The sequence below is a fragment of the Rhodoferax sp. genome, assembly GCF_028714215.1.
Taxonomy (GTDB): domain Bacteria; phylum Pseudomonadota; class Gammaproteobacteria; order Burkholderiales; family Burkholderiaceae_C; genus Rhodoferax.
This window is the reverse complement of sequence record NZ_JAQTMS010000015.1, coordinates 73,875-92,077: the sequence shown is the minus strand read 5'-3', so window position 1 is coordinate 92,077 and position 18,203 is coordinate 73,875. Positions and strand designations below refer to the sequence as shown.

The 18,203-nt window shown below is 61.7% G+C and carries 14 protein-coding genes and 1 pseudogene; 9 read left to right on the top strand and 6 right to left on the bottom strand.

Going from position 1 to position 18,203, the window contains the following annotated elements; all coding sequences use genetic code 11:
- The 3 genes from PHS32_RS09455 to PHS32_RS09445 all read right to left on the bottom strand — a co-directional run.
- Positions 1 to 78, bottom strand: a 78-nt coding sequence (locus PHS32_RS09455) for a biotin carboxylase N-terminal domain-containing protein (RefSeq protein ID WP_301078685.1), incomplete at its 3' end; no start/stop codon positions are given.
- A 46-nt stretch (positions 79 to 124) separates the two neighbouring features.
- Positions 125 to 358 (bottom strand): acetyl-CoA carboxylase, encoded by a 234-nt coding sequence (locus PHS32_RS09450; protein WP_301078677.1) that lies wholly within the window; start codon positions 356 to 358, stop codon positions 125 to 127.
- A gap of 68 nt (positions 359 to 426) precedes the next feature.
- Positions 427 to 1,212 (bottom strand): 5-oxoprolinase subunit PxpA, encoded by a 786-nt coding sequence (locus tag PHS32_RS09445; RefSeq protein ID WP_301078676.1) that lies wholly within the window; start codon positions 1,210 to 1,212, stop codon positions 427 to 429.
- Between the two features lie 184 nt (positions 1,213 to 1,396).
- Here PHS32_RS09445 and PHS32_RS09440 point away from each other — a divergent pair, with 184 nt between their 5' ends.
- Positions 1,397 to 2,320, top strand: a complete 924-nt coding sequence (locus tag PHS32_RS09440; protein ID WP_301078675.1) for a LysR family transcriptional regulator — start codon at positions 1,397 to 1,399, stop codon at positions 2,318 to 2,320.
- A gap of 224 nt (positions 2,321 to 2,544) precedes the next feature.
- Here PHS32_RS09440 and PHS32_RS09435 read toward each other — a convergent pair whose 3' ends face one another.
- Entirely contained in the window at positions 2,545 to 4,260 is a 1,716-nt protein-coding gene (locus tag PHS32_RS09435) for a ShlB/FhaC/HecB family hemolysin secretion/activation protein (RefSeq protein ID WP_301078674.1), read from the bottom strand.
- The gene (locus PHS32_RS09430; RefSeq protein WP_301078673.1) at positions 4,257 to 9,623 is read right to left on the bottom strand and encodes an MBG domain-containing protein; all 5,367 of its coding nucleotides are present in this window, start codon (positions 9,621 to 9,623) and stop codon (positions 4,257 to 4,259) included. The genes PHS32_RS09435 and PHS32_RS09430 overlap by 4 nt, the downstream gene beginning before the upstream one ends.
- Positions 9,624 to 9,904: 281 nt before the next feature.
- On the opposite strand from PHS32_RS09430, the gene PHS32_RS09425 reads away from it, so the two are divergent.
- Genes PHS32_RS09425 through PHS32_RS09415 form a run of 3 tightly spaced genes read left to right on the top strand, consistent with a single transcriptional unit; the run spans position 9,905 to position 12,656 of the window.
- Entirely contained in the window at positions 9,905 to 10,633 is a 729-nt protein-coding gene (locus tag PHS32_RS09425) for a response regulator transcription factor (protein WP_301078672.1), read from the top strand.
- Complete coding sequence (locus tag PHS32_RS09420; protein ID WP_301078671.1) at positions 10,633 to 12,495, top strand: sensor histidine kinase; 1,863 nt, start codon at positions 10,633 to 10,635, stop codon at positions 12,493 to 12,495. Before PHS32_RS09425 ends, PHS32_RS09420 begins: the two co-directional genes overlap by 1 nt.
- Before the next feature lie 38 nt (positions 12,496 to 12,533).
- Positions 12,534 to 12,656: a hypothetical protein gene (locus PHS32_RS09415; RefSeq protein ID WP_301078670.1), complete on the top strand. Its 123-nt coding sequence runs from the start codon at positions 12,534 to 12,536 to the stop codon at positions 12,654 to 12,656.
- 38 nt (positions 12,657 to 12,694) lie between these two features.
- Here PHS32_RS09415 and PHS32_RS09410 read toward each other — a convergent pair whose 3' ends face one another.
- Positions 12,695 to 13,372, bottom strand: coding sequence for a TetR/AcrR family transcriptional regulator (locus PHS32_RS09410; RefSeq protein ID WP_301078669.1), 678 nt, complete (start codon positions 13,370 to 13,372; stop codon positions 12,695 to 12,697).
- A gap of 144 nt (positions 13,373 to 13,516) precedes the next feature.
- On the opposite strand from PHS32_RS09410, the gene PHS32_RS09405 reads away from it, so the two are divergent.
- The 5 genes and pseudogenes from PHS32_RS09405 to PHS32_RS09385 form a co-directional block, all read left to right on the top strand.
- Positions 13,517 to 14,476, top strand: a complete 960-nt coding sequence (locus PHS32_RS09405; RefSeq protein ID WP_301078668.1) for a branched-chain amino acid ABC transporter permease — start codon at positions 13,517 to 13,519, stop codon at positions 14,474 to 14,476.
- On the top strand, positions 14,473 to 15,594 hold the full coding sequence (locus PHS32_RS09400; RefSeq protein ID WP_301078667.1) for a branched-chain amino acid ABC transporter permease: 1,122 nt from the start codon (positions 14,473 to 14,475) through the stop codon (positions 15,592 to 15,594). Before PHS32_RS09405 ends, PHS32_RS09400 begins: the two co-directional genes overlap by 4 nt.
- The gene (locus PHS32_RS09395; protein WP_301078666.1) at positions 15,587 to 16,834 is read left to right on the top strand and encodes an ABC transporter substrate-binding protein; all 1,248 of its coding nucleotides are present in this window, start codon (positions 15,587 to 15,589) and stop codon (positions 16,832 to 16,834) included. Before PHS32_RS09400 ends, PHS32_RS09395 begins: the two co-directional genes overlap by 8 nt.
- On the top strand, positions 16,831 to 17,637 hold the full coding sequence (locus PHS32_RS09390; RefSeq protein ID WP_301078665.1) for an ABC transporter ATP-binding protein: 807 nt from the start codon (positions 16,831 to 16,833) through the stop codon (positions 17,635 to 17,637). The genes PHS32_RS09395 and PHS32_RS09390 overlap by 4 nt, the downstream gene beginning before the upstream one ends.
- A pseudogene (locus PHS32_RS09385) lies at positions 17,588 to 18,142 on the top strand (ATP-binding cassette domain-containing protein); the annotation flags it as partial. The gene PHS32_RS09390 and the pseudogene PHS32_RS09385, both read left to right, overlap by 50 nt.
- Positions 18,143 to 18,203: the final 61 nt, after the last annotated feature.

Sequence of the window (18,203 nt, the reverse complement as noted above, 5' to 3'; positions counted from 1 at the left end):
GAGTTCTTGTGCCGCGCGGGCAATGCGAACCGCAATTTCACCGCGGTTGGCGATCAGGACTTTGTGCGTCGTTGTCATTGAATTGACTTCGTTGTGAGTTGCTGGGAGGTCCAAGGGCGATCGCTTATTCAAGGATCATCAGGACTTGCCCGGCTTCCACCGGGTCTTCGTTTTCAACCGCGTAGCTCACCACCGTGCCAGCGATTTCCGAGCGGATCTCGTTGAACATCTTCATCACCTCGACCAGGCCTATCACCTCGTCGACGGCAACGCGGTCGCCGACCTGTTTGTAGGGCGGTGCGTCGGGGGCCGGGCGGCGGTAGAAGGTGCCGGGGAGGGGGGACAAGATTTCGGCCATGCTGTGTGCTCCTTAGTTGTGTCGTGCTATTCAAATCAATCAAAATCCATGGGTGAGGCAGTCGGTCGCTAGCGCTTTGCGCCGGGTACCCCTCGGGACAAGGATGCAATTTGTATGCCCATGCCGGTCAGCGCGGCCTTGGTCGCCTTGATCAAGGCCAGGGCACCGGGTGTGTCGCTGTGGATGCAAATGGAGTCGAAGTCGATGGCGATGTCTTCGCCCTCCACGGTTCTGACCAACCGTTCGGTGCAGGCGCGCAAAGCCCTGGCGGCGACGGCGGCGGGGTCCAGTTGCCCGACCTGGCGCGTGAACACGATGGAGCCACTCTTGTCGTAGTCGCGGTCGCCGTAAAACTCGCGCACCACCGGGTGCCCCATTTTTTTCGCCACCTGGTAAGTGAGGGAGGCTTCCATGCAATACAGGTACAAGCCGGGCTCGATCTCGCGCAAGGCCTTGATCAAGGCGATGGAGAACTCTTCGTCCTGTGCCGCCCGCATGTAGAGGGCGCCGTGCAGCTTGACGTGCTGCAGACGCATACCCTGCCAGTGCGCAAATTCGCGCAGGGCGCCGGTCTGGTAGATGATGTCGTTGAGCAGTTCGGCGCTGGAAGCCTTCATGTCGCGCCGGCCAAATCCGACCAGATCGCGAAAACCCGGGTGCGCCCCAATGCCCACTTCATGTTCCTTGGCCAGTGACACCATGCGCTGCATGATGTTGGGGTCGCCAGCATGAAAACCGGTGGCGATGTTGGCGGAACTGATCTGGCTCATGATGGCCTCGTCGGCGCCATCGCCAATGCGCCAGGGTCCAAAGCCCTCTCCCATGTCGGAATTCAGATCCATCACTTTTTTCATTTTTTGCCCATTTTTGTTTGCATACCTGGCTTGAATTGGTGTTGATTTAAAGCAAGCCCTTGTTCAGGTACGCAAAGTTAAGAGTTTGTGACAGAAAAAGATAATTCTATTTTTTAAGGTGCTAATATTGATTTTTTAAATACCTAGACTCTTCCATTTCCTACAGCCGGACGGTTCATCCGAGATGCGTTTTTCACTGCGGCAAATCAAGTACTTTGCGGCCACCGCTGAGCTGGGGCAGATCTCGCGCGCTGCCATCGAGTTGTCGGTGTCGCAATCGGCGGTGACGATTTCAATCCGCGAGCTGGAGGAAGGCCTGGGCTACAAGCTGTTTGTGCGCCAATCGCACGGCATGGAGTTGACCGACAACGGCCGGCATTTTTTGACCCGCGCCTACGCCATCCTGGCGGCGGTGGACGATGCGCGCAACATGCCGCAGCAGATTGCGCCGGTCAGTGGCGAACTGACACTGGCCGCCACCTACACCGTGATGGGTTATTTCTTACCGGACCATTTGCAGCGTTTGTCGCTGCTGTACCCGGCGCTGCGCATCCAGATGCTGGAGCTGGACCGCGAGACGATTGAAGCCGGTCTGCTGGCGAAAAACTACGACATGGCGATGCTGCTGACCTCCAACGTGCGCAACCCTGCGATCCAGACCGAGACCTTGTTCAGCTCGCAGCGCCGCCTGTGGGTGTCGCAGCAGCACCGCTTTGTGGCCAAGCGCCAGGTCAGTTTTGCTGATATTTCGCAAGAACCCTTCATCATGCTGACGGTCGACGAGGCGGCCGACTCGGCGCTGCGCTATTGGCATCTGCACGGTTTCGAACCCAAGGTCTCGCTGAACACCAAGTCGATCGAAGCGGTGCGCAGCCTGGTGGCCAACGATCTGGGTGTGGCGATTCTGTCCGACATGGTGTACCGCCCCTGGTCATTGGAGGGCAAGCGGATCGAGACCATCAAGACGCTGGAGAGCGTTCCCAGCATGAACGTGGGCCTGGCCTGGCGCGCCGACGCCAGCATGAGCCCGGCCATGCAAACCATCCGGCAGTACTTCAAGCAACGCTACCTCGATCCGCAAAATCCGCACAGTTTTTCGCACCGTTGAAGCAAGGTTGCGTTGGCCCAGGAGGTTTGCTGGGATAGCCTACTTTCTGGCCGAGCGGGGCGGGTTTGCCTTTTTGGGCAAGGAGGCCTGCTGCAATGTGGCTGCCACCAAAGTGCCCGCCAAACAAGAAGCCGGCCTCACCCCCCGGCGCAAGGTGATGCTGTTGGCCGGTTGTGTGCAGCCCAGCATGAAATGCCGCTCCAGGCTCAACCCCAGGCATGGCTTCAAAAGTTCCATTGCAGGCGCAAGTGTCCTTTCGGACGACTGAGGTCCCGGCCTGCGGTTTCATGCAGCGGCCAGCCAATGGCCATGCGCAGCGTCACTGAACGTCCCCATTGCACATCGGCACCCACACCCGCGCTGCTCAAACTGATGGATTCGGCGCTACCACCACAGGTTTGCAGGTACGCGCCATCCATGAACAGGTAGAGATCAGCCTGCTGACCACTGCTGCTCTGCAACGAAGGCAGATGTAACTCATTGCTCAGTGTCACACCCCGGTCGCCAAACGCCGTCGATTCTGGAAATCCACGCAGAACCCCGACACCACCAGCCGCCATCTGCTCACTGCCGAGCAAGGGCACGTTGGCCAGTTGTACGCTGGCATTCGCATCCCACCGCCAGTCCCCGCCTAGGCTCTGGCTGTGCTGGGCATCCAGCTTGGCGTAGGCGTACCGGGCGGGCGCACCTGAGCGGGAGACATCGAACGCCTGATCGTTGTTGGCGTCAGCACTCCCCCCTGGGCTGAGCAGCAGGTTCAGATTCATCACCGTGCTGCCCTGCTTGCCGCGACTTTGATGCAAGCTGGCACCCAAAACCGCCTGCACGATCCGAGTTTCGTTGCCAGAGACCGGAATCGCGGCGAACTCCAGGTTATTGTCAGCAAACTTGTAGTCCAAACCCGCGATGAAATCCCCCTCCCAACTGCCATGCCGCCAGGCGTTGGGTACCTGGTAGCGCAGCCCCAATTGCCAGGAGGTTCCCATTTGGTTGAAATGAGGCCCGAGGTCGGGCTCGGTCTGCGACCAAGCGGCGTTGAGCGTCAACACATGGCGCCAGGACAAATCTGTCTGGTAGCTGCCCGAATGGGTCATGCTGCGTTGAAAGCGAGGGTCTGCACGCAACTGGTAGGAGACCTGATCGCCACGGCCAAAGGCATTGCCCCAATTCACTCCCCAAAAGACGCGGTTCTCGTCGGTTGTCTTGGTGCCGGTATTTTCCGCGCCGACGAACCAGCGCCACGGTGCCTGCTCGCGCACCCGAAGCGACAAATTGACTGAGCCCGGCTGGGCTCCTGGCTCGGCAGCCAGCGCGGCATGGCGAAACGGATGGTGATTGATCCAGGCCAAGTCTTCCTGGAGGGCCTGCACATCCACAGTCTGGCCGGGCTGCTGCCTGACCCAGGCCAGATAGGATTCCTCGCTGAAGTTCTCGGCGCCGACCACGCTGACCGCGCCATCCACCACGGCGGGACGCACCACGATGCGCACCGTACCATCGGTCAGGTCTTGTGGTGGCAGCCAAGCCAGGACAAATGGCTTGCCCTGCTCGCGCAGTATCCGGCTGATCCCAACAGAAATAAGGTTGAGGGAAGCCAGCGATGCTGGCTGGCCAATCAGGGGTTGAAGATAGCCGACGATGGCGGGATTGTTGACCAGCGGCACCGCTGCCGCATCCACGCCGACGGCAGTGCGCCGCAACGCGCTTGCATCGGCGTCCGGCAGCAGCACGATGCCCTTGAGCGCGGGCAGGATGATGTGCTCGCCCGCTCCGGCGTGGGGCACATCAAACAGAGGCATCGGTGTGGCCGTCGTCGCTGGCGGCTGCATGGGCGGCACGGTCGGGGGCGCGGCGTGGCGCAAGTCCTGGGCGTGGACGGAAAGCGCTGGCAGCAGCAACAGCGGGGCGAATCTCCAGAGTGTGGTTTTGCGTTGCATCATGATCCCATCTTGCCGAAGCTTTGTGCCAGTAAAGTCTGGATAGCCGTTGCGACCTGCGCCAGATTGTCCTTGTTGGAAAGGTCGATCTTGTTCAGCGAGGCCAGCGGCTTGTTCGCATCCTTGTAGGCTTGGTAGCGCTCGTAGTTCTTCGTACTTTCGGCGACGGCATTCGCTTCGGCAACACCGATGGCGACGGCAACGGCAACGATAACCGCGGGTCCCCCAAGCGCCGTGGCTGCGCCAAATTCAGATACTAAAGTGGACGTGGATAAGGTTCCGAAGCCTGTCACGAGAGCCGCCTCGGTCATCATCGACCCGGCTACGATGCCACCGCCGACGACGCTGCCGACAATGCCGCCGGTCCGCTCGGCGGTGACACGTCGCGAGTCGGCGACTTCAATGAACGCCTGCCCCACGATGTCCGGAATTTTGGGGGCGGCAAACAAATTCAGCAGCCCGCCGGAGGACTCCCGTAACGACAGGATGGAATTAAATTTTGCGTCTGCCTTTTCAATAATTTCAGCGCGCTGTCCATTGATGAGTTGCATCAGTGCGGCCGACGTGTCGCCCGCCAAGGTGCCTTCGGACAGCGATTTCATCATCGCGGTCGCCATGATCGGCACCAGTGCCCTGGCGGCCACCGCGTCGCCCGCCTGAACGCGTAGGCGCAGGTTTTCCAAACTGGGGGTCTTGGCCATGTCATTGCGCCATTTGGCGATGTCGGCTTCGGCGTTCGCCACCAGCATTTCCCAGCCGGAGGGCCGCTCGGTCTTGACCTTGGCGATCCAGGCTTCGGTTGCATCGACGTTCTTTTTATAGCTCTGCCAGATAGGGTCACCGGCAAGCGCGTCGAGAATGAGCGTGCGCTCTTCCAGGCCCAGGTGGCGGAAGCTTTCCGTGTTCTTGAACTTGGTCAATGCGGTGGTAAGGTATTCCTTGTCCGACAGCAGATCGCCGGCCAGATTGCGAACCGAGGGAGCTTCGCCCGGCGGGGTCGGATCGCGAAACGTCACGGTGGCAGGCGATGCCGTTACATGCATGCTGAAGGGGATGGTCGACGGGGGTAGCGTGATGTTTCGGACAATGGTCTCGCTCGACAGCAGGTTGGCATTGGCGACTCCGGGCCGCGATACCGGGTCGTAATAGCGCAGCACATCCGCCAGCGTATAGCCCGTCGTCGGCTCGACATAAGCCGTGGTCACATAGGCCTTCACAAGGGAATCGATTGCGCCAACACGTGTGCCGTCCGTGCCTGCCAGCACCTTGAATTGCGGACCGCCGGGAATCGGCCCCAGATAGGCGGTGGTGATCGTCATGCCATCTTGATAGGTGGTGACCATCAGCGGGTCCATCTGTCCGGGGAATACCTTGTTGAGCTCGTTGCCGGCCATCGAAAAATTTCCGTAGATGGTGATGGGCCGTTTTTGCACGGTGACGGAGGTCGGGATGCTCAGCACCGCCTGGTAATTTTTGCCCCCTTCGGCATGGGCGAGGGTAATCGGGTATTGCCCCGGCGGCATTGCGGTGCCGCCGGCCTGGGAAGTCAGCGCGATGCCGCTGGTGTCGAGCTTGCTGTCCCACGGCATGATGCCGCCGTCGACGGTGTAGGTGAGGGGCGGCAAGCCGTTACCCCAGAGCATGGAGACCGGGTTGGCCACGATGGAAAGCGGCGCGCGTGTGACGCTGAAAGTACCCGGCTTGAGGGTCACGGCATAGTTGGCGAGGTTGTCGAAACGGTCGCCGTAGGGGTTGGCGCTGGCCGTGATCGGATAGCTGCCCGCGTCCGACCGGCTGGTCGCCGTGGTGGAAGCCACCCAGTACTTGGCGGCTTGTGCCGCATCCCAGGAGGTCGCGTTGTCGACGGTCACGCTCAGGTTGGGATTCTCGTAGCCATAAGTGCGCGTGGCGTTATTGGCCGTCACGGTGATCGGGCGCGGCGCAATGGTGAGCAGTGCGCCGTAGAACGTCGGCAGATAGTTCTGGAAAGTGGTGATGCCGTCGGCGGATATGGCGTAACTGCCTGCCGGACTATGGATAGTGCTACTGCACTGGGGACTCAAGCCGGGCATGGAGGTTTCGCCGTTCTTGAGCCCCACGTAACTGGCGCTGAATACCGGGTCGGGGTCGCCGTAGTAGCGGGTTGCCGGGTTGAGGTGTACTTCCACCCGCGCCTTGTCGATGGCGAGTGTGCCTGTGCCCGCAACGAACTCGTAATTGGTCGCGCTGCCGGTCGGCACGATGGGATAGCTGCCGACCACCGTGCTGCCGGTGGTGTTGGAAACCAGGGCCAGACCGGGGACGGCGGAGGCGTTGTCGCCGTTCCTGAAGCCGCTGAATGCGGCCACGGAAAAGGCCGGATCGGCATCGCCATAGGGGCGGCTGGCATTGTTGGCGTTCACCGTCAGCAAGGCCTTGTTGATGGTCAGGGGGGCGATGCTGCCGATGGTGACCTGGTAGTTGGGGTTGTTGAATCCGCCGGCTGAAACCGCATAGCTACCGACCGACGATGCGGCGGTTGCGCTGGTAGTGAAGCTGGACGCGGGAAACGCGTTTGCCACGGTATCGCCGTTATAAGTGCCGGACAAGGAGGCCAAGGCGCGGAAATCCGGGTTGGCGTCGCCGTAAATTCGCGCCGTGGGCGCGAGCGTGACGGTGACCGGCGCGGCGTTGATGGTGAACGTGCCGTCATGGACGGTATAGCTGTAGTTGGTGCTGCCGCTGCCCAGCCACGCGGCCTGGATCGGATAGCCGCCGACGTTGGAGGCCCGTGTCGCGGCAGTGCCCAGCGACCAGCCGGCGAGGATGCTGGCGGCGGTCTCGCCGTTTTTCAGGCCGGTGACAGTAGCACCAAAGGTCGGATTCAGGTCACCGTAGTAGCGGCTGGCGTTGTGGATGTCCATGGTCAGCGGCGCTGGGTTGACCGTCAGCGTGCCGTTGACGAAGTTGAAGCCGTAGCTGGCGGACGACAGCGTGCCCCGCCCGATCTGGATAGCGTAAGTGTTGACGCCCGAGGCGAGCGTGGCGCTGGAGGATAAGACCGGTGCGCCGCTGACCACGGCAGAAAGAACATCGCCTCCCTGCAAGCCGCTGACGGCGTAGCTCAGGGCCGGGTTGGCGTCGCCGTAATAGCGCGACAGGTCGTTGGCGCGATAGGTCAGTTCCGGCGAGACACCGCCCGAGGAGAACAAGATGCGACTGGTGGTGTCCGAAAACTCGGCATCGGTGGGCGGATTGCCAACATAGCTGCGGCTGAATACCTCGACGCCGGTCAGGCCGCCCTTGGTGGTAGCCGCGGTGGTGTTGGTGTAGATCAGGTAGCGCGCTTTGCTCCCGAACACACTGCCACCGGCCTGATTGACGAAGTTGCCGCCGGTGGAAGCCAGCACGACCGTGGCCGGGTTGGCGAACGACAGGCTGCTGCCGGATTCCAGCGTCAGCGTGCCCGGCGTGGCGATGTCGATCCAGTTGGTCGAACTGTTGGACGAGGCCAGTTTGACATTGAGATTGCCGCTGCCATCCTTGACGATGAGGCCGCCAAGATCGCCGGTGCCCAGGGTGCGAACCGCGTCCAGCGCATTGGCCGCATTGTTGGCATTGACGCTGACCGAACCGCTGTTGAGATCGAGTTCCAGCGCGGATGCCGTCACGACGCCGTTGCCTCGGAAAAATGCCGATGAAGGCCGCGCGGTGTAGCCGGTCGGCGGGGCATTGTTGTTGAGGCCGACCCGCAGGGTCGCCACATCGATGCTGTTGGCCGCGTTCAGCGTCGTGCTAGGGGACAGTGGCGGCAAGCCTTGCGTGGTCGTCATGGCCGATTTGCCGTGGTAAAGCGCCAACGTGCCGTTGACACCGCTGATGTTGGCGTTGATGTTGATGTTGTTGCCGGATGTGACGCTGAGTGTGTTGCCCGAAGTCCAGCTCACGTTGTTGCTGAAAGTGATGTCGCCGCTGCCGTTGGCCGGCTTGAAGCCGGAGGTATCCAGCACATAGTTGGCGGAAGCCAGCCCGCTCTGGATGGTGGCAACCGCCAGTTGGTTGGCGGTAGAGGCCGTCGTGACGACATCGATCTGGTCGGGGTCGAGCAGCAGCGTGCCGGTCCTGCCGGACGGCGCGCTCAAATCGACGGGCGCCGCCGGGCGGAAGCGCAAGTCATGCTTGCCCGAGACCTCGGCAAAACCGCCGTCGCCGCCGCTACTGCCCGCGCGCGCCGAAATGCGGCCGTCGAACTGCGTGCTGTTGTCCGCCCAGACGATGACGCGCCCGCCGTCGCCGTTGCTGGACGTGGCATCGGCCTCCAGGCGGGCCTTGGCCGTCACCACCGTTTCGGCGGCGTTGGCGACTTGGGCATTGCCGCCGTGATAATCGCCGCCGACCAGAATCTCGCCACCGGAACCGTCGGCATGGTGGGCGAACAACTTACCGTCCTGCACCACCTTGCCGCCGCTGGCGGTCAGCACAATACGGCCATCGCGCGTCTCCACCCCGACAGCGCGGATCACCCCGCTCTGATTGATCGCCAGCGCATAAATATTGCCGTCGGCGGCCTGCAAGCGCGCCTGCGCGGCCTCGATCAAGCCACTGTTCTCCACGCCTGTGGCTGTCCCCGCGCCGCCAGCGCGCACCAACAGGGCCGGCGCATCGGGCGACGCCAGGAAAATTTCATTGGCGGCAAGCAGATTGGCCGCCCCCTTGGGCGCGGAAATCGTTCCTGCATTGCGCACGCTGTGCGCCACCAGGCTGACATCACCTTCGCTGGCGCGTATCGTGCCAAGGTTCACGACCCCGGCTTGACCATCGCCGCTGAAATTCATGCCACTGCCGCTCATAAAGGCCCCGTCTGACACGTCCAGCGTGGAGGCCATGAAGTGCGCGGTGTCAATGATGCCACTCGGCCCGACCAATATGCCGTTTGGATTGATGAGGTAAAGCCTGCCATTGGCTTGCAGCACACCATCGATTGTCGACGGCGACATGCCCTGCACGCGTGCCAGCATGGTGGCTGCGCTGTTGGGCTGGCTGATGGATACCTGCTCACCCCGTGCGATGCTGAAACTTTGCCAGTTGACGACGGCCGCTTGGCTCGTCTGTTTGATGTTCAGTTGATTGTTGTTACGCTGAAAGCTGGCGCCACCCCCAGCAAGCTGCTCGCCAGTCGGTAATGCCAGGGTCGAGGCAGGAACCAGCCCAACCAAATACATTGCCAGGTACAGCGGCCGCAAGGTCGCCACGACGGGAACCAAAGCAGGATCTGCTTGTGGCGATGCACCGCCATGGATGTGTCTGCCGTGCGCTTTGGCAAGTTCAGCAGCAGCCACCCAGGTTTGGGCGAGTTCGTTCCAGATCAATCGGTAGAAGTGGTTCATTCAGGGATCCTAAAAAATCGCGATAGACCTTCAGCCCAAGCCACAGGGAAACAGAGCGTGATAAACCCTCAGCATGGCATTCATGCAAGCTTTCTGATTAGCAACCGATGACGGCTTGAACGGGCGGGGGAAACCACGCACTGTCCAGCCCGAAAAGGTGTGGAAATTGTAGAAATCATCACTCCGAATTTGGCTCACTCAATGCTGTCAAATGCTGTCAAATCCTGTCAGCGCTGAGGTATTTCGCTACACTTTTAATGATTTGATCGCATGGCAGACACATGACCCGACACCCCCATCCTTATCTCGTTGCCGTCGTGGAAGACGATCCAGGGCTTTGCGCCGACCTGGTGGAGTTTTTGCAATTGCGGGGGTTTGCCGCGCGGGGGTTTGGGAGTGCCGAGGCGTTTTATCAGGCTTGGCCGGTGGTGCGGTTCGATCTGCTGCTATTGGATGTGTCCCTGCCGGGCGACAGCGGTCTGGAAGTGGCGCGCCGGGTGCGCGAGAAGGATGCGGCGGGCATCGTGATGCTGACGGCGCTGGACGCAGACAGCGACCAGGTGGCAGGCCTGGGAGCGGGGGCGGATGCCTATCTATCCAAGCGCAGTTCACTTGAGGTGATTGAGGCGGCTTGCCGCAGCGTGCTGCGGCGGCTGGGCATGACCCACACAACAGGCGCGGTGACACCTGCACCGTCCCGGAAGACCCTGTGGTGCATCCGCAGTCGGCAATGGAAGCTGGAAGCGCCCAACGGCACCACCATAGACCTGACGCATGCCGAACTGATTTTTCTCAGCACGCTGTTCGACAAACCCGGCGAGGCGGTCGAACGCGACCAACTGCTGACCCTGTTGGGCAAGCAAGACACATTGTCCAACCTGCGAAATCTGGACAACGCCGCAAGCCGGCTGCGGCGCAAGGTGCTGCAGGCATGCGGCATCGAGCTGCCGGTGCGCCCCAGTTACGGCAAGGGCTACACCTTTGGCGCGGCATGCGAGGTGTGCGCGTGATGCAACTTTTTATCGCGGCTGTCGTGGCCCTGCTGATGGCATTGCCATTGGGAGCAACGCCATTGACGTTGACGGCAGACATGCCTCGCGCTTCGCTGGAAGGTCGGCTGGAGCACTTCGCGGATGCCTCCGACACACTGGCGTTCGAGGCGGTGCGACAGCGGGACTTCACCCTGCTGCCGGCATTTCGCAGCCAGAATTACGACGCCGCAGCCCATTGGTACCGTTTTGAATTGAGCCGCGCCGCCGGGGCGCCGGCGCGCTGGATACTCGCCATTGGCAGCCCCACCCTGGACGAGGTGGATGTGTGGGTGGAGCAGCCGGAAGGCGCTTTTCTCCGATATGCGCTGGGCGATCACCGGCCCTATGAGGCCCGCCCGCTGCAAACCCGCCTGTTCGCCGTGCCCGTCGAGGTGCCGGCTCGCACCCGCATTTATATGCGCGTGCAGACAACCAGCACGATCAACGTCAATGCCGAGGTCTGGCAGCCGGAAGCCTTCATTGCCAACGAAACCCGGGGCAATCTTTACCGCGGACTCTATTTCGGCATCCTGCTGATCGTTGCGATGTTCTATTCGATACTTGCCGCATGGCTGCGCGACGCCATCATGGGTGCCTATGCCGGCTATGTCGCCTCGCTGGTACTGTTGCATCTGGGGCACAACGGCTATCTGCCAGTGGTGTTCGCGTCCGATAGCACTTGGCTCAATGATGCGTTGATGCGCGTCGGCTTCCTGGGCGGGACGGCGTTTGTTGCGCTGATGTGGGATCGGCTGCTGGAACTGAGGCGGAATTTTTCGCGCATCCATCGCTTGTACATGCTCATCGGCCTCGTCAACGTCGCGGCGCTGCCTCTTGTGGCGACGGCAAGCTATCGGGTCATCGCGCCGTCGATCAACCTGATCGCCATGTCGATCGGAATCATCAACCCGATTCTGCTGGGCATCTTCTGGTGGCGCAGCCGCCGCGCCGAGTTGATGGTGTACTTCATTGCCTTCGTCATTCCGATGGTGGGCGGCCTGACCCTCATCGCCATGGAGATGGGCTGGGTACCCCAGAATGCGCTGACTTCCAACCTCTACCAGATCACCTCGCTGGTTCACGTGCTGGTGATGAGCTTCGGCCTGGCGCTGCGCCTGCGCCAGATGCAGCACGACAAGGCGGCGGCGGAACAGGGGGTGCTGGTCGCCGCGCAACGGACCGAGGAGCAGCGCCGCTTCGTGGCCATGCTGTCGCACGAATTCCGCAACCCGCTGGCCGCCATCGATCGCTCGGCGCAGATGATCGAAATAAAAACACCGGACTTGGCCATATCCGAAGCCAAACGCCTCACGCAGATACGCGGCAACGTCGCCACGCTCTCTGGCCTGGTGGATAACTTTTTGCTCACGGAGGCGCTTGACCATCAGGCCATGGCGCTATCGCGTGAGCCGTGCGCCATCCGCCCCCTGCTGGAAGGCGTGCTGCAGATGCAGCGAGAAGAAGTGGGCGAGCGCATCCAACTGACGGTGGTACCACCCGATGCCCTGTTTCATCTTGATCCCACCCTGATCGGCATGGCGGTGGGCAACCTGGTGGCCAATGCCCTGCGCTATTCGCCGCCCGATAGCCCGGTGGAGATTGCGGCAACGGTGGACGCAACGGGGTTGCGCATTCGCGTCGTTGACCGGGGGCCGGGCATGCGCGAGGAGGAATTGGCGATGCTGGGCCAACCCTACTACCGCGCTGGCTCGTCCCTTGGCAAGAAGGGCAGCGGTCTTGGCTACTACTTCACGCGGCGCATTGTGGAGGCGCATGGTGGCAGCTTGCGGGCCAGTTCGCGATCCGGCGAGGGGATGGAAGTGGAGATACGCCTGGCGTAGATCGTAGTTGAGCGCACCGTCTGAAGAGCGTTCCCAGCATGAACGTGGGCCTGGCCTGGCGCGCCGACGCCAGCATGAGCCCGGCCATGCAAACCATCCGGCAGTACTTCAAGCAGCGTTACCTCGATCCGCAGAATCCGCACAGTTTTTCGCACCGTTGAAGCAAGGTCGCGTTGGCCCAGGAGTTTTGCTGGGGTACCTATTTTCTGGCCGAGCGGGGCGGTTTTGCCTTTTTGGGCATTGCGGCCTGTTGCAAAGTGGCTGCCACCAGCGTGTCGGCAATCCAGAGCGCAATGGTTTCGACTTCCTTGTCCTCCACACCCCAGATATCTTTCAGAACCACGTACGGTTCGATGCCGTAGATCACTGACAGCGCTTTGTGCAAGCGGTCCAGCACCTTTGCCGGCAACTGGGGTTTGAGCGGCTCGATGGCGTGGCGCAGGATGGCAATGCGATGGCCGCGGCGATACGGCTCTTCATCCAGAAGTCCGGCGCGCTCCAAGGCCCAGTGCTCCAGCGACAACTGAAGAGCGGCGCGCATTTGCGGCTCGAAATCCTTAAAGCGTGGAAAGGTCGAGGTGAACAATTCGGTCACGCGTTTTCGACCATCGGCTTCCTCGGAAGCGAAGCTGCGGACCGGGCCCAACGACCAGTCGATAACGGCCGTGATCAGGGCACTTCGGCTCGGGAAATACCGGTAGGCCGTGGCGCGCGACACCTCGGCGCGCTTGGCCACTTCCGGCAACGACGGCACATGACCGTCCCGAATCAGGCCCATGGCGGACTCCAGCAGCAAGCGACGCGTGGCGCCTTTGATGCCGCCGTTCATTTGCGGTTGCGTCTGCGGGACCGGGGTAAGGGTTTTTCCTAGGCTCATACCCGTCGACTCCTCAAGTTATTTCAATTACGATACGCGAAACTATAAATGAGACAACTGTCTCATAATGTGGCTATATGCCAATTATTGAACAATTATCCAATTGAGACCTCAGTTTGCGAGTTATGTTTGAAAGATTCCTGAATGAAATTGTCGCCGCTCGCGCAGGGTAAATTCCAGAGCGTGTTTTGGGCCGCGTTACCGGTGGTGGGACTGGTTGCGGCCTGGATGCTGGTCGACAACAGGCGCTTGTTGGCGCTCACCGTGCTCAACGGGCTGACACTGGCGGGGCTCTACTTTCTGGTCGCCAGCGGCTTCACGCTGGTCTTCGGACTGATGCGGGTGGTCAATCTGGCGCACGGGTCGTTGTTCTTGCTGGGGGGCTATGTCGGCTATTCGGCCGGACTGGCCAGCGGCTCCTGGCTGGTCGCGCTGCTGGCCGGCTTTGTCGCCGCCGCCCTGGCCGGGGTGCTGATGCAAGGCCTGGCGTTCAACCGCATGGTGGGTCAGGACCTGCGGCAGACCCTGGCCACGATAGGCCTCTCGATCATGATGGCCGACATTTTCCTGTGGCTGTGGGGTGGCGACACCTACCAGTTTGATGCGCCTGATTGGCTGACCGGTACCGTGGCCCTGCCATTGGTGCACAAGTACGCCGAGTTTCGCCTGGTGGTACTGGCGCTGTCGTGTGTCATCGGGCTGGGCTTGTGGCTGCTGCTGCATCGGACCCGCGTCGGCATGATGATACGGGCCGGGGTCGATGACAAGGACATGCTGTCGTCGGTCGGAGTCAACGTGGAGCGCCTTTTCCTCGTCACTTTCGCGATCGGTGCCGGCTTGGCCGGGCTGGCCGGCGTGGTGGGTGGCACGGCGCTGTCGGTTGCGCCGGGTGAGGATGTTCGTTACCTGCTGGCCTCGCTGGTGGTGGTGCTGGTGGGTGGCATGGGTTCGATAACCGGTGCCGCGCTGGGGGCGCTGTTGATCGGCCTGGCCGAAACATTCGGGCAGACCTACGCGCCCACCTATGGCGTCGTGTTTACTTTTGTGATCATGGTCGCCGCGCTGGCGTTCCGTCCCAACGGTTTGATGGGCAAGCCGGCATGAACCCGGCATCCCATTTGGCGACGCTGAGCGCACCGCCAAGCGATAAGAGTTTTCAGCGCTGGACCCTGTGGCTGGTGCTCGGCTTGCTGCTCTATCCCTGGATTGCCTCACCCTTCTTTACCTTCCAGGTTGGCGCACAGGCACTGATCCTGGGCACGATCGCGCTGTCGCTGTCGTTTCTGGCCGGGCAGGGTGGCATGGTCAGTCTGTCGCAAATGACGGTGGCCGGAATTGCCGGTTACGCCATGGCCATCCTCGGCATGGCCGAGCCCACGGCGGCCAGTGTGAATCTTGGCTGGCCCTGTTGGCTGGCGGTCCCGGCAGCGGTGGCCCTGGGAACGCTGGCGGCAACGGGCATCGGCGCGCTGGCGGTTCGCACCGAAGGCATCTACACCATCATGATCACGCTGGCCGTCGGTGTCGCGTTTTACTACCTGGCCCAGCAGAACATCCTGTTGTTCAACGGATTCCAGGGCATTTCCCGCGTCGTGCCGCCAACCCTGATGGGACTCGACTGGCGCTCGCCGGTGCCGTTCTACTACCTCGCGCTGCTGGTGGCGGGCGCTGCCCTGAGCGCGGTGACTTACCTGCTGTGCACGCCTTTTGGCATCGCCTTGCAGGGCACGCGAGACAACGCGCGGCGCATGCGTGCTCTTGGTTTTCAGGTCACGGCGCACCGGCTGGCGGCGCATGCGCTGGCCGGCTTTATCGCGGCGGTGGGGGGTGTGCTGTGGGTTTGGTACCAGGGTCGCATCTCCCCCGGAACCGTGGGTACCGGTGCCATGATCAATGTGCTGGTGGTTGCGGTGCTGGGCGGCCTGCGCCGCCCGGTGGGTGCCTTCATCGGCGCGCTGGTCTTTGTTCTGCTACAGAACTTCGCGATCGATCTGGTCAGTCGCGAGCGCTTCAATCTGGTCATCGGGGGTGTCTTCCTGGCCATCGTCCTGTTCTCGCCCGACGGTCTGCTGGGCCTGTGGCAACGCCTGCGGCAATCCTGGCTCCGGACCGGCAATACCGGGGCCAACCCTCGTTCCCCTGTTCAACCCCAAGCTGGAGACAAGCGTGTCATTTCCCCCCAACCCCCTGTCCAACAACTACCCGGAGACAACCATGAGTAAATCCCTTCGTATCCTTACCTTGAGCACGGTGGCCATTGCGCTGACCACCGGCTGGGGTGCCGCCGGCGCCCAGGAGACCCTGAAAATGGGCGCACTCGCCACCCTGGAAGGCCCCTTCACCGTACTCGGTCAGGACGGCATGCGCGGCGTTGAGCTGGCGCTGAAAGAGCACAACTACATGGCCGGTGGTAAAAAAATCGAGCTGATCAAAGCGTCATCCAATGCGACGCCGGATTCGGCCGTCGCCGCTACCCGCAAGCTGGTGGAGCAAGACAAAGTGCAGATCCTGGTCGGCCCGCTATCGGGCTCCGAAGGCATTGCGGTGAAAGACTATGCCAAGACCCAATTGCAAACCACCTTCCTGAACGGCGCGTCCGCCGCACAGGAAACCACACTGAGCAATCCAGCCCCCAATTTCTTCCGCTTCTCCACGGACGGTGCCCAGTGGCAGGTCGGTCTGGGCAGCAATGCCTATCAGAAGGGCTACAAGAATGTGGTTGTGGTGGCCGAAGACTATGCGTTCCCCTACTCCATGGTGCAAGGCTTCATGGTTGAATACTGCAAGGCCGGCGGCAAGGTCAAAGACAAGCACTGGGTGGCCTTGGGCACCAAGGACTATGCGTCCGTGATTGCCAAGATACCCACCAACATCGATGCGATCTACGTCGCGCTGGGCGGTGCCGACGCCGTCAATTTTCTCAGCCAGTACGAGCAATCCGGGGGCGACAAGCCGATCATCGGCAGCGCCGTCACGGTCGACCAGTCGGTGCTCGGCTTCAAGGGCAAGCGGCGCGACGGCCTGATTGGAACGCCTAGCGCCGGTCCGATCGCCGACAACGACCCCAGTCCGGCCTGGAAAAAATTCGTGGCCGACTACAAAGCCAGCTTCAAGGACGGTTTCCCCAGTCCATCGATTTTTGCGCACGCCTACTACGTCAACACCAAGGCGGCGCTGGACGCGCTCGACGCCGTCAAGGGTGACCTCTCCAACAACCACGCGGCCTTGCGCAAAGCCCTGTCGACCATGACCCTGAAGACGCCTACCGGCGACGTGAAGCTTGACAGCAATCGCAATGCGGTGGTCAACATCTACCTGACCGAGGTGGCCAAGGCCGCCGATGGCACGCTCTACAACAAGGTGGTTCGGACGACGCCCCATGTGGCGCAGAGCTTGGGCCTGAGTGCCGCCGAGTTCCAGAAGATGGGGGTCGGTACCCGCACCAATCCGGAATGCAAATGAGTCAAGTGGCCGGGGTGGAGCGGCAGGGCTTGAAGGCCGATGGTTCGGCCGTCACCCCGGCCCTGGAACTGCACGCTATCGGACGCTCGTTCGGAGCGCTGAAGGCGATCGATGGAGTCTCCCTCAGCGTCGCCGCCGGCCAGCGCTACGCGGTGCTGGGGTCCAATGGTGCCGGCAAGACCACCTTGTTCAATGCCATCACCGGTGACTTTCTGCCAACGGCCGGTCGAATCATGTTCTTTGGCGAGGATGTGACGCGCATGCCGGTGCATCAGCGCATTCGCCGCGGCTTGCGTCGGACCTACCAGTCCTCCCTGCTGTTTCGTGAATTGACGGTGCGCGACAACTTGTTCCTTGCGGTGCGCGGGGTCATGAAGGGGCGCTTCGGATGGCGCCGTCTGGCGGCAAGCGATGCCTCTTACCATGCCACCGATGTTCTTCTGGAACAGTCGCATCTGTCTGATTTAAGCGCGCGACCGGTGGCTGAACTATCGCACGGTCAGCAGCGCCAACTTGAGATCGCCATGGCGCTGGCGGGCCGGCCCAAGCTGATCTTGTTCGACGAACCGGCCGCCGGTTTGTCACCGCACGAACGCGGCGAACTGACCGCGCTGCTGAAAAACTTGCCGCGCGAGATCGGTTTCGTGATTATCGAACACGATCTGGAGATTGCGTTGGCGGTGGTGGAGCGGGTGACCGTGATGCACAACGGCCGCGTGCTGTGTCACGGCACCCCGGCCGAGATCGAGAACAATGAACAGGTGCAGGCGATCTACATGGGAGAACACCACCATGTTCATTGACTCGCATGCCGCGACCAGCGGTCCGCTAGCCACCGGCGGCACGCCCCTGCTGGCGATACGCGACTTGAATGTTCACTATGGGCTGGCACATGCCGTGCAAGACGTCTCCCTGACCTTGGCGCAAGGCGTACTGGCCGTGGTGGGTCGCAACGGCATGGGCAAGAGCAGCCTGTGCAATGCCATTACCAGCATGGTGCGTTCGAGCGGGAGCATCCGCTTGAACGGACAGGAAATCCGCGGTTTCGCGCGGCACAGATTGGCGCATCTGGGCATTGCTTACGTGCCGCAGGGGCGGCGCATCTGGTCCTCGCTGAGCGTGCATGAACATCTGCAGCTGACGTCCGGCAGCGCACGGCGCGGCGACTGGACCGTGCAGCGGGTCTACGAAGCCTTTCCGCGTCTGGCGCAAAGGCGCAACAACGGTGGTTCTCAACTGTCGGGGGGAGAGCAGCAGATGCTGGCGATTGGCCGCGCCTTGCTGCTAAATCCCTGCTTGCTGGTGATGGACGAGCCGACCGAAGGGCTGGCACCTGTGATCCTTGACCATGTGGCCGCCATGTTGAAGG